Origin of the sequence: Streptococcus sp. 3874 (genome assembly GCF_013276425.1) — a bacterium.
Taxonomy (GTDB): Bacteria; Bacillota; Bacilli; order Lactobacillales; family Streptococcaceae; genus Streptococcus; species Streptococcus pseudopneumoniae.
The window spans coordinates 1-11,675 of sequence record NZ_VMLA01000044.1 but is presented as its reverse complement, the minus strand read 5'-3'; the positions used below and the strand labels follow the sequence as shown (position 1 = coordinate 11,675).

Sequence of the window (11,675 nt, the reverse complement as noted above, 5' to 3'; positions counted from 1 at the left end):
CATCACTTTCGATTGACACTACTTTTTTAAAATTTTTTAATTAATTTTACAACTGCTTCCGTTCGAGCTGTATGTGGGAACATATCGACCGACTGGATATAATGAAGATCATAGACTTCTACTAAGCGTACCAAATCCCTTGCCAAAGTCGAAACATTACAAGAAATATAAACCATTTTTTCTGGTACATAGGTAAGAATTGTATCTAATAACTTGTCATCCAGACCTGTACGTGGTGGATCCACAATCAAAGCATCTGCTCGGTATCCTTCCTTGTACCAACGAGGAATAATCTCTTCTGCTGTTCCAGCTTCATAATGAGTATTGTCAAATCCCATTCTTTTGGCATTTCGCTTGGCATCTTCAATGGCTTCTGGAATAATATCCATACCTCTGAGTGTTTTTACTTTCTTTGCGAAGGCAAATCCAATCGTTCCAACTCCACAATAAGCGTCAATCAAATGGTCTTCTTTATCAACATCCAAGGCTTTTACCGCCTCGTTATAAAGAACTTCTGTTTGTTCAGGATTTAGTTGATAGAAAGCTCGAGGAGATAGTGAGAATTCATAGTCGAGTACACCTTCTTGAATATTCTCTTGTCCCCAGATAATCTCTGTCTTTTCACCATAAATCTCACTGGTTTTAGCTGTATTTGTATTCACAGCTACTGTCACAACTTCTGGAAAATCTTTAATTAAGTCTTTTACTAGTTGGGTTAAATTAAGCTGACGATTTGTAACAATAATAATCTGAACCTGTCCAGTCTTTCTTGCTCGTCGAACCATAATAGTCCTAACACCTAGAACTTTTCTCTCATCGGTGATTGGAATTTGGTGAAAAGTAAGTAATTCCGCTAGACGATTAGCAATCACTTGGGTTTCCTTGTCTTGTACCAGGCAATCTTTCAACTCTACTAAATAGTGAGAGTTTTGTGCATATAAGCCCGCCTTGACCTGATTTTTAAATTTTCTAGTCTGAAATTGTAACTTAGCTCTGTAATATTTTGGTTCCTGCATTCCAATAGTTGGACGAATTTCATAGTTTTCATATCCTGCAGGAGCAAATTTTTTCAGCGCTTGATGAAGCAAGTCCGTCTTGAACTCCAGCTGCTTATCATAATGCAGGTGCATGATTTGGCAGCCTCCGCACTCATTATAAATAGTACAAGCTGGCACAACGCGGAATTTAGACTTCTTGTTGACCTTTAATAATTTCGCTTCAACAAAGTTACGTTTAATAGAAGTAATCTGACAATAGATATCTTCGCCTTTGAGAGCACCGGGTACAAAGACTAATGTTTTTTGGTAAAAGCCGATTCCCTCACCATTAATTCCCATGCGCTTGATTTTTAATGGTATTTTTTGTTTTATTTTTAGATTCATAGGTCTATTATACCATGGAGTTTCTAAGATATTTAAGAATATGTTACAATAAAAGCATGAATTCAAAAACACCTCGCTTTAGTATACTAGATTTCCCTGAACGATTACGAAGCTATATCAAGGGAGCTAATCTCTCTGATAGTTCTTCTCATTCAAGTGCAACTGTCCTATATATAGATTCAGGTTACTATTTAAAAATAGATCAAAAAGGCAGATTAGCTCAAGAAGCTAAGATTGCAAGTTGGTTCGAAACTGAAGGATTGGGAACTCCAGTGATTACCTATTTATCAGCAAAAAAGGACTTCCTTCTGACCAAAGAAGCCATTGGCAGAAATGCTCTCGATTTTTTAAATCAACCCGAAAAACTCTGTCAAACCCTAGCTCAAGCATTAAACAAACTTCACAGTCTTAAACCACAATCTTTTCCGTCGGAAAATCATCTGAAGCGTTATAAAGAAAAAGCCTTAAAAAACTATCAAAAGGGGACTTTTTATAACAAGACTCTTCTGCCCCAATTTCATATTCACAGTCGTGAAGAAGCTTACCAACTGATACAAGAGAAAGGTTACATCCTCAAAGATGATGCTTTTATTCATGGAGATGCCTGCCTGCCAAATTTCATCTTGAAGGATGCCTCTCATTTTTCTTGCTTTATTGACTTGGGATTGGCTGGTTTTAGTGACCGACATATCGACCTCTTTTGGGCAATTTGGTCCCTTCATTACAACCTACAAGAGGCTACGTATGCTGAATTATTTCTCGACTATTACGGTAGAGAATATGTAAATATGGATAAACTACGACTTGTTGCAGCTTTCGAAGCATTTAGATGAAAGGAAATTATGAAAATCACAAAACTTGAAAAGAAAAAAAGACTCTATCTGATGGAGCTTGATAATGGCGACAAATGCTATATCACCGAAGATACAATTGTTCGTTTTATGTTATCGAGAGATAAGGTGATAAGCGAAGAGGAATTGAAAGAGATTCAAGACTTTGCTCAATTTTCTTATGGTAAGAATCTGGCCCTCTACCACTTATCCTTTAAAGCACGCACTGAAAAAGAGGTCAGAGAATATCTGAAAAAATACGATATTGATGAAAACATCGTTTCTCAAGTCATTGATAATCTCAAAGAAGATAAGTGGATTAATGATGGTCAGTACGCTTATGCTATCATCAATACCAATCAACTTTCAGGAGACAAGGGTCCTTATGTGCTGACTCAGAAACTAGCTCAAAAAGGGATTTCAAAATCTACTATAGAAGAGAACTTGAAAGAATTTGATTTTTCGGAAGTTGCTCAACGTGTAGCTAATAAACTATTGAAAAAATATGAGGGAAAACTTCCAACTCGTGCCCTGCAAGATAAGATTATCCAGAACTTGACTAACAAGGGCTTCTCTTATTCTGATGCTAAAATTGCCTTTGACGACTTAGATAGCCAAGTTGACCAAGAAACGACTCAAGAACTCATCTTCAAGGAACTTGATAAGCAATATACTAAGTATGCTCGAAAGTATGAAGGATACGAACTGAAGCAGCGTTTAACTCAAGTTTTAGCACGAAAGGGCTACGATTTTTCGGATATAGCAAGCGCTCTTAGAGAATATCTTTAATATTTCCAAGTGAAATTCACAGATTTTAGGTAATTTTATGGTACAATAGTAAATGATAAACTTATAAATTGTAGAAAGTTGGTTAGTTATGAAGCTTCCAAAAGAAGGCGACTTTATTACAATTCAAAGTTATAAGCATGATGGGAGTCTCCACCGAACTTGGCGGGACACCATGGTACTAAAAACAACAGAAAACGCCATTATTGGTGTCAACGATCATACACTTGTTACCGAAAGTGATGGTCGTCGTTGGGTCACTCGAGAACCGGCTATTGTTTACTTTCACAAGAAATATTGGTTTAATATCATTGCCATGATTCGTGATAATGGAACTTCTTACTATTGCAATATGGCTAGCCCCTACTATCTGGATGAAGAAGCACTGAAGTATATTGATTACGATTTGGATGTTAAAATTTTTACAGATGGGGAAAAACGTCTCTTGGACGTTGAAGAGTATGAGCGCCACAAACGCAAAATGAATTATTCTGATGACTTGGACTATATTTTAAAAGAACATGTCAAAATTCTTGTTGATTGGATTAACAATGGACGTGGTCCTTTCTCAGAAGCCTATGTAAACATTTGGTACAAGCGCTATGTAGAACTAAAGAATCGGTAAAGTTGTCAAAGGTCAGGAACAAAATCCTGACCTTGTTTTTTTGGTAGTGTAAAATAAATTGTGTAAAAACAAAAAGGAATAAATCCATTATAGCAGAGTTACAACACCTTACTAGAAAGAGATTTATGCAGAATTCGTAAAATATATAAAACAAATAGATATACTGTTATTTTTTAATGTCTCTGTTCCTTGTAAGTTTACAACAAACTTATATCGTTTAATACAAAAAATACGAAGATGATTAGTATAAAAAATACAGGTCAACTTCGTATTTTTTTATTTCCACATAGCATCAATCATTTAGCACAACATTTTAAAAATAATATCTTTACAGAGAAAATGCTATTTAATCTACCAGCTCATTTAATCGTTTTTGAAAATATAAAGCAATACTTTTAGATTCAATAAACTCAAAATATTTTATGACATTGTTCATTTGTTTAATTCCAGATTCTTTAGATTCAGTCAGATATATTTTATATCCTTCTACAAATTTGAATGTAGATTTTTCAAAAACTTTTGTGTCATCTTTTAATAATTTTTTTAATTTCATTTCAAAGTAGTCTGCATATATTAGATGTGAATTTTCAAGGCAACAGAACCAAAAATTTAAACAAGCTGACACAACTAAATTTCTATTCTTGCCGATTTTTTCGTAATAATGTGTACGCTCTAGTATTTCTTTTCCGACCATGTAAATATAATCTATTTCAAAAAGATGATATAAATTACCAATCAGCGTTATCTCATAGGACTCCCATCGTTCCTTCTGGAATAAATAGTCATACACTAAATTTAGATCATCTCTACTAACTACATGATTACAATCTATCTGATTTAATAATCCCTGAACCATAATTGTATTTATTTTATGAGTTTTTTCCCCACTCTTCTCAAAAAGTTTTTGTTGCTCATTTTTTATTTCCTCCAATCCTTTAGTATTCAAACTATAAAAATTTGGAGATAAATTAACCAAAAAATCATCAAACTCCGATCTTTTATAATTTTCTAGGTAATTACAAAAATTCTCTATCGAAACATTGATATTTGATAATAATTCAAAAAACGTTGAAAGAGAAATTTCATTTTCTCCCCTTTCAAATCTAGAAAGTTGAGATTTTGATATAGAATCAGCTGCAGCATACTCTAAAGAATATCCGTTTAATTTTCTAAAATATCGAAAAGCTTCTCCGTAATTTTTCACACTTTCATTCCCTTAACTTTCTTTTCGAGCGATAAACATACCATATTCTTTAGGAATGATCAACATACCATTATTAAACTCACTTTCCAATCTTTTACGTATTATTTCCTCTTCTAGTGAACCTATTTCGGAAATTCCTTTAAACGATTGGATGTATTTAACTAGGTCATCTATACTTGTCACCTGTAGCTCATCATCATAGAGTAATGTATCGACAGAGTTAAAATACCTACTCAGGTACCTTTTACCATTTTGTAAAGTAAACGTTTTATTTTCTAAATCTTGATTAACCTCATCTTTAAATAAATTTGCCAAATAATCTACAACTCCATTTTCACCAAATGTAGCACAGTAAAAAACACCTCCTGTTTTTAAGACTCTATTCACCTCAGATAGCGCTCTAGGAATATCATTCACATGATGTAGAAGCATATTAGCAATAACAATATCAAACGTTTCATTCTCAAAAAAAATCTTTTGAATATCCATTATCTCATAGTTGACATTGTCTCTATTTCCAATCACTGACTTCGTTGATTTTACCATATCTTTAGAAAAATCTGTAACAATCAACTGCTTCATTTTATCTATAGAATCACTATTACTTTTCCACAGTTCTCCTGTACCACATCCCAATTCTAAAACCTTTACTTCATCAGTTATTTGGTAGTTAGAAAATATCCAATTATTAAATCCCAATTTATTTTTTGAATACTTCTTATGCAATTCTACTCGAATATCAAGATTATCATGACTTTTATATTGTTCAATTACTTTATCAATCATTTTAAATGACCTCCACTCTATAATTTGACATTATATCACAAGAATAAAGATAGTGTTAAATAAGTTGTATAAATGCAAAAAAGGAATATTCCATTATAACAGAGTTGCAACACATTTCTATAAAGAAATTTATTCCTACGACTCAGTTTAGCATGCTTAACTTCCTAACTCAAAAACAAAGCATCGGTTAATTTATCCGTTCTTCTTTTGAAACAGATTTGAACTGATAATTGCTCGTTTTAATTTAAAAAGCTCTTTTGAGCAAAACTTCATTTTTTTAAGAGTCCAACAATTTCTGTCTATCGCTTTTCTACTAGCAAAAAACCTACCTTGAGGCAAGTTTTCATTTATATATCTAATTTCGTAATAGTATAGTAAAATGAAATAAGGACAGTCAAATCGATTTCTAACAATGTTTTAGAAGTAAAGGTGTACTATTCTAGTTTCAATCTACTATAAATTTGATATGAGAATAGTCTTTCTCAACATCCTTATCCAACAAGAATGCTGTGGCGTCCTTCTTAACTTGAACCAGGTCAATATTCTGGGCTTGGGCTGCATAGACGCAGCCACAATAACATTGACGATAGATATCATACTCCTCACACATCTCTACTGAACGTTTGTAGCCTTGATTTTTCTTGAAATCGCTGGGAAGATAGTGGGTCGTGTAAATTTTTTGCACATCGATTCCGATGCTATTGATGGTTTGAGAATTCTTATGAGGACTGATAGTCAAAGCTGAACCAAAGTAGTCAAAGCCCAAGTCCATAGCCACTTGCGCTGTTTTATCAAGTCGGTAGTCAAAATAAACCTTGCAACGGTCGCCACCTTCGGGCTCCTCCTCTAGTCCCCTAACTAGTTTTCGGTATTCATTGGGTTCGTAGGGAGCTTCTAGGTACTGAACCGTATTTCCTGTCCGCTCATTAAAATCACTAACAAGTTTCTTGGTGACATAGACCCGCTTATGGTATTCTACCTTGGGATGGATATTAGAATTGGCAAAATAGATGGTCACATCTGCATACTTGGTCAAATATTCTAGTGTATAGGTACTACAAGGAGCACAGCAAACATGCACGAGAATGGTTGGCCGCTGCTCATTTTTCTCCCATGCTTGTACCATTTTCTGCATGACACGGTCATAATTAATCTTCTGATTGGGGGTCATCTTGCACAGAATTTCTTCTACATCGATCATGTTCTTCTCCTTTTTCTAGTCTTATTTTATCATATAAGTTAGGAGAGCTCAAATCAATTTAGAAGTGAATATTATAAAAAGAAGGGTTAGTCATTCCCTCCTTTTGTGTTTTTTATAAGTTGTTTTCTATAGAAAGCTTACATCATCCCGCCCATCATACTTGGATCCATTGCTGGAGCTGGGGCTACTGGTTCTGGTTTATTGGCTACGACTGCTTCTGTTGTCAAAATCAAGCTGGCTACAGATGCTGCATTTTGTAGGGCTGAACGACTCACTTTAACTGGATCAATGATACCTTGATCAATCATGTTAACCCACTCGCCAGTTGCTGCGTTGAATCCTATACCAAGCTCAGCATTTTTCAAACGATCGATAACGATAGAGCCTTCAAATCCTGCATTGTGAGCAATTTGACGAACAGGTTCTTCCAAAGCACGGAGAACAATATTACGTCCTGTTGCTTCATCTCCTGTCAATTCCAAGGTAGCAACAGCTGGAATCACATTGGCAAGAGCTGTTCCACCACCTGCAACAATACCTTCTTCAACAGCTGCACGAGTAGCGTTGAGGGCATCTTCAATGCGGAGTTTCATTTCTTTCAACTCAGTTTCAGTTGCGGCTCCAACCTTAATAACCGCTACACCACCTGACAATTTGGCCAAGCGTTCTTGCAATTTTTCACGGTCAAATTCAGAAGTTGTAGTTTCGATTTGAGACTTGATAACCGCAACACGGTGAGAAATCGCTTCAGGATTTCCTGCACCTTCTACAATAACCGTGCTATCTTTGTCCACGGTCACTCTCGCTGCTTGACCAAGAGCTTCAATTGTCGCATCTTTCAACTCAAGACCAAGGTCTTCTGTGATAACTGTTCCGCCTGTTAAGATGGCGATATCTTCAAGCATGGCTTTGCGACGGTCACCAAAACCAGGTGCCTTGACTGCTACTACGTTGAAGGTTCCACGAATCTTGTTCAAAACAAGAGTTGGAAGAGCCTCACCATCCACATCATCCGCAATAATCAAGAGTGGACGATTGCTTTGGAGAATGCTTTCCAAAAGTGGCAAGATTTCTTGGATATTGGAAATTTTCTTGTCTGTAATCAAAATGTACGGATTTTCAAGGTCAGCCACCATTTTTTCGCTATCTGTCACCATGTACTGTGAAAGGTAACCACGGTCAAACTGCATTCCTTCTACGACTTCAAGCTCTGTTTCCATACCACGTGACTCTTCGATGGTGATGACACCGTCTTTGCCAACTTTTTCCATTGCTTCAGAGATGTACTCACCAACTTTTTCAGAACGAGAAGATACGGCTGCAACTTGAGCGATAGCTTCTTTATTGGCAACAGGGATGGCGTTGTTTTTCAAAGCTTCAACTGCTGCGGCAACTGCTGTTTCAATCCCACGACGAATACCGATTGGATTTGCACCTGCTGTGACGTTTTTGATTCCTTCACGGACGATAGCTTGGGTCAAGACTGTTGCAGTCGTAGTTCCGTCACCTGCGATATCATTGGTTTTAGAAGCTACTTCTGATACTAACTTAGCACCCATATTTTCAAAATGGTCTTCCAATTCGATTTCTTTGGCAATGGTCACACCGTCATTGGTAATCAAGGGTGAACCGAATGACTTTTCAAGAACGACATTGCGACCTTTTGGTCCCAAGGTTACTTTAACAGTGTCTGCAAGAATATCGACACCACGAACCATGGCTGAACGGGCATCTGATGAAAATTTAATTTCTTTTGACATACTTACTTTCTCCTTCTATTCCTCAATGATTGCCAAAATGTTAGCTTCGCCTACGATGATGTACTTTTCATCTCCATCTTTGACATCAAGACCTGCGTGGGCTTCAACTAAGACACGATCTCCAGTTTTAACACTTGGAGCAACCAAGTCACCGTTCAAGGTACGAACACCTTGTCCAGTAGCCACAACTTGAGCTGTTTTGGTTTTTTCTTGGGCTGAGCCTGCAAGGACAAAGCCCCCAACGGTTTGTTCTTTTTCTTCTATTTTTAAGACCACACGGTCCCCTAATGGTTTCAACATCTGATTTCCTCCATAATGAGATAGATATTATTAGCACTCTTTGAACTTGAGTGCTAATTCATAATTCTATTGTATCACTTGGTCAGAAATAGTCAAGAAAAAAGTCTGACTTTCTCAAGATAAAAAGCCTGAGACCAACTCAGACTTTTTAATTCTTAAAATGGCAATTCTTCCTCTTCCAAGACTAGGTCTGCCAAGTCTTGACCTGCATTATTTTCACGCATGGCACGTTGAGCACGACTTTCCAAGAGTTGGAATCCAGTAACAAGTACTTCAGTCACATAGTTCATTTGACCATTTTTCTCAAAGCGACGGGTACGCAATTCTCCATCCACAGAAATAAGACTACCTTTGGTTGCATAGCTTGCCAAGGTTTCTGCTAGTCTGCCCCATAGAACCATATTAACAAAATCAGCTTCACGTTCCCCGTTTTGGTCTTTGTAACGACGGTTGACTGCAATAGTCGCTCGCGCTACTGACTTGTCATTGTTGGTTTTGTGCAATTCTGGTGTAGACGTTAAACGTCCAATCATGATAACTTTATTATACATATTTTTTCCTCCTACTTATCTATTCGTAGGAAATCAAAAAAAGTTACAGAAATTTGTAACTTTTCGAGAAAATTTTTTAGTTTTTATGAACCATGAAACCTGTCGCTTGTTGATTGGCCATGATGGTCATATCTGTAATCTGAACACGACGAGGTTGACTGGTCACATAGACTACTGTGTCTGCGATGTCTGGTGCCTGCAAGGCTTCGATTCCCTGATAAACCGTCGCAGCTCGTTCTTTATCACCGTGAAAACGCACTGTAGAAAAATCTGTTTCAACAATTCCAGGCTGAATGGTCGTCACCTTGATATCCGTTGCGATGGTATCAATTCGCAGTCCATCCGAAAAGGTCTTAACCGCAGCCTTGGTAGCTGAGTAAACAGCGGCACCAGCATAGGCATAAATTCCTGCGGTTGACCCCATATTGATGATATGTCCTTGATTGGCTTTTACCATTGCTGGCAAGAAAGAGCGAGTGACTGCCATTAAACCTTTGACATTGGTATCCAGCATGGTCAACATATCCAACTCTTCATAGTCCTGATAGGGTGCCAAGCCAAGAGCTAGTCCAGCGTTATTGACCAATATATCAATCTGACCTATCGTTTCTAGAATATCGGAGCAGACAGTCTTGACCATGGCCATATCCGTCACATCTAGTGAAAAAGTCCAAACTGTTTGATTTGGATAGAATGCTGCAAACTCCGACTTAAGAGTTTCTAATCTGTCTGTCCGTCGTCCAGTTAGAACGACATTCTCACCCTGCTCCAGATAAGCACGCGCAATTGCTTCACCAATACCTGATGTCGCTCCTGTAATCACTACATTTTTTGCCATCTTATTTCCTTCTATCTGGTCTATCAGATACTAACAACTTCTTAGGCAGTCCAGTGTTTAGCTGGGTCGAATGGTGTTCCGACAACTTGGTCTTCTGATAATTCAATAATACCACGTTTTTGTGGAGCATTTGGCAGATGCAATTCACGAGGACTGCACATCATTCCAAAACTCTTTTCACCACGAAGTTCGCCTGGGAAAATAAGATTGCCTTTGGGCATCATAGCTCCAGGAAGAGCGACAATGGTTTTCAACCCCACACGCGCATTGGGAGCCCCTGCAACGATTTGCACGATCTTATCACTTGCGACTGCAACTTGGCAGATGTTGAGGTGGTCACTATCTGGATGGGCTACCATCTCAACAATTTCACCAACAACAAACTTAGGTTCCTTGTCATTGACAATTTCTTCTGTAAAACCTTCCGCCTGTAATTCTTGGTTCAAACAAGCGACTTGCTCATCTGATAAAAAGACTTGACCTCGCTCTGCAATTTCAAACAAGCTCGAAACCTCAAAAATGTTCCAAGCTACTGTTTCCCCATTTTCTTTGAGGAAAACACGGGCTACCTTGCCTTTGCGTTCCACATTCAGTTTGGCATCTCCGCTATTTTTCACGATGACCATAAGGACATCACCGACATGTTCTTTGTTATATGTAAAAATCATTGTTTACTTTTTCTCCTATTTCAATCCTGCTAAAAAATCGTTAATTTGCTCCTTACTTTTACGGTCGCGATTGACAAAACGACCGATTTCCTTGTCCTTTTCTAGAACAACAAGGCTAGGAATTCCGTAAACATCCCAGAGTTTGGCCAAATCCATATACTGATCTCGGTCCATTCGAATAAAGGTGAACTCTGGATTGGTCTCCTCAATCTCTGGTAAGACAGGATAAATATAACGGCAATCGCCACACCAGTCTGCCACAAAAAGGAAGACCTTCTTGCCCGCTTTTTCCACTAAAGATGCTAATTCTTCTAAACTTGCTGGCTGTATCATAAGACTTCCTCCTCATAGACTAGGTCTTCATTTTCATAGACAAAGGTATAATGACGGCCATCCTCAAAAATGACGCCACCAAGCAAGCTCTCCAGACTGCTTTCGTAAACTTGAACATAGAGGGTCGCAATTTCCCCCATGTCGGAAAAATGGTCTCGCACAATCTCTGTCAACTCTTCCTGAGTCTTCATGAGCTTACGGTCATCTGCAACTTTTTTCGTAGCAAGAGCAAGGCTTCCGATACCTAGCAGAGCCAAGCCTGCCATCCACATTTTTTTAGCTTTCATACCATTCATTTTAACACAAAAAAGGCTTCAGGACAAATGAGGAAGCAGCAGAAAAGCAAGTAAAAAGCCTCTTCCTTTAAGGAAAAGGACTTCTTATACTAAGAGTAAACTAGGAAGCTAGCCG

General features: G+C 37.6%; 14 protein-coding genes. 3 read left to right on the top strand and 11 right to left on the bottom strand.

Translation table 11 applies throughout. From position 1 onward, the window contains the following. Positions 1-26 precede the first annotated feature (26 nt). Entirely contained in the window at positions 27-1,382 is a 1,356-nt protein-coding gene (gene rlmD / locus HT703_RS04940; RefSeq protein ID WP_023937326.1) for a 23S rRNA (uracil(1939)-C(5))-methyltransferase RlmD, read from the bottom strand. 56 nt (positions 1,383-1,438) lie between these two features. Here rlmD and HT703_RS04935 point away from each other — a divergent pair, with 56 nt between their 5' ends. The 3 genes from HT703_RS04935 to HT703_RS04925 all read left to right on the top strand — a co-directional run bounded on the left by HT703_RS04935 (position 1,439) and on the right by HT703_RS04925 (position 3,623). Next, complete coding sequence (locus HT703_RS04935; RefSeq protein WP_023937323.1) at positions 1,439-2,215, top strand: aminoglycoside 3'-phosphotransferase; 777 nt, start codon at positions 1,439-1,441, stop codon at positions 2,213-2,215. A 9-nt stretch (positions 2,216-2,224) separates the two neighbouring features. After that, on the top strand, positions 2,225-3,001 hold the full coding sequence (recX, locus tag HT703_RS04930; RefSeq protein WP_023937321.1) for a recombination regulator RecX: 777 nt from the start codon (positions 2,225-2,227) through the stop codon (positions 2,999-3,001). 88 nt (positions 3,002-3,089) lie between these two features. Further along, complete coding sequence (locus HT703_RS04925) at positions 3,090-3,623, top strand: DUF402 domain-containing protein (protein ID WP_000775321.1); 534 nt, start codon at positions 3,090-3,092, stop codon at positions 3,621-3,623. A 346-nt stretch (positions 3,624-3,969) separates the two neighbouring features. On the opposite strand, the gene HT703_RS04920 is transcribed toward HT703_RS04925, so the two are convergent. The 10 genes from HT703_RS04920 to HT703_RS04875 all read right to left on the bottom strand — a co-directional run bounded on the left by HT703_RS04920 (position 3,970) and on the right by HT703_RS04875 (position 11,560). After that, on the bottom strand, positions 3,970-4,827 hold the full coding sequence (locus HT703_RS04920; protein ID WP_000800707.1) for an Rgg/GadR/MutR family transcriptional regulator: 858 nt from the start codon (positions 4,825-4,827) through the stop codon (positions 3,970-3,972). A 12-nt stretch (positions 4,828-4,839) separates the two neighbouring features. After that, positions 4,840-5,613: a class I SAM-dependent methyltransferase gene (locus tag HT703_RS04915; RefSeq protein WP_023937319.1), complete on the bottom strand. Its 774-nt coding sequence runs from the start codon at positions 5,611-5,613 to the stop codon at positions 4,840-4,842. A 445-nt stretch (positions 5,614-6,058) separates the two neighbouring features. Continuing rightward, positions 6,059-6,814, bottom strand: coding sequence for an epoxyqueuosine reductase QueH (locus HT703_RS04910; RefSeq protein WP_000567552.1), 756 nt, complete (start codon positions 6,812-6,814; stop codon positions 6,059-6,061). Between the two features lie 137 nt (positions 6,815-6,951). Next, positions 6,952-8,574, bottom strand: coding sequence for a chaperonin GroEL (gene groL / locus HT703_RS04905; RefSeq protein ID WP_000031573.1), 1,623 nt, complete (start codon positions 8,572-8,574; stop codon positions 6,952-6,954). A 15-nt stretch (positions 8,575-8,589) separates the two neighbouring features. Further along, on the bottom strand, positions 8,590-8,874 hold the full coding sequence (gene groES / locus HT703_RS04900) for a co-chaperone GroES (protein ID WP_000917330.1): 285 nt from the start codon (positions 8,872-8,874) through the stop codon (positions 8,590-8,592). A gap of 155 nt (positions 8,875-9,029) precedes the next feature. Beyond that, complete coding sequence (locus HT703_RS04895) at positions 9,030-9,425, bottom strand: single-stranded DNA-binding protein (RefSeq protein ID WP_000282467.1); 396 nt, start codon at positions 9,423-9,425, stop codon at positions 9,030-9,032. A gap of 76 nt (positions 9,426-9,501) precedes the next feature. Beyond that, a complete protein-coding gene (locus HT703_RS04890) occupies positions 9,502-10,263 on the bottom strand; it encodes an SDR family NAD(P)-dependent oxidoreductase (protein WP_001107792.1) in 762 nt (253 codons plus the stop codon). Between the two features lie 41 nt (positions 10,264-10,304). After that, complete coding sequence (gene ytpR, locus HT703_RS04885) at positions 10,305-10,931, bottom strand: YtpR family tRNA-binding protein (RefSeq protein ID WP_000578305.1); 627 nt, start codon at positions 10,929-10,931, stop codon at positions 10,305-10,307. Positions 10,932-10,946: 15 nt separating this feature from the next. Then, positions 10,947-11,264, bottom strand: coding sequence for a thioredoxin family protein (locus HT703_RS04880; protein WP_000615773.1), 318 nt, complete (start codon positions 11,262-11,264; stop codon positions 10,947-10,949). Next, complete coding sequence (locus HT703_RS04875) at positions 11,261-11,560, bottom strand: DUF4651 domain-containing protein (protein ID WP_001013973.1); 300 nt, start codon at positions 11,558-11,560, stop codon at positions 11,261-11,263. The genes HT703_RS04880 and HT703_RS04875 overlap by 4 nt, the downstream gene beginning before the upstream one ends. Positions 11,561-11,675 lie beyond the last annotated feature (115 nt).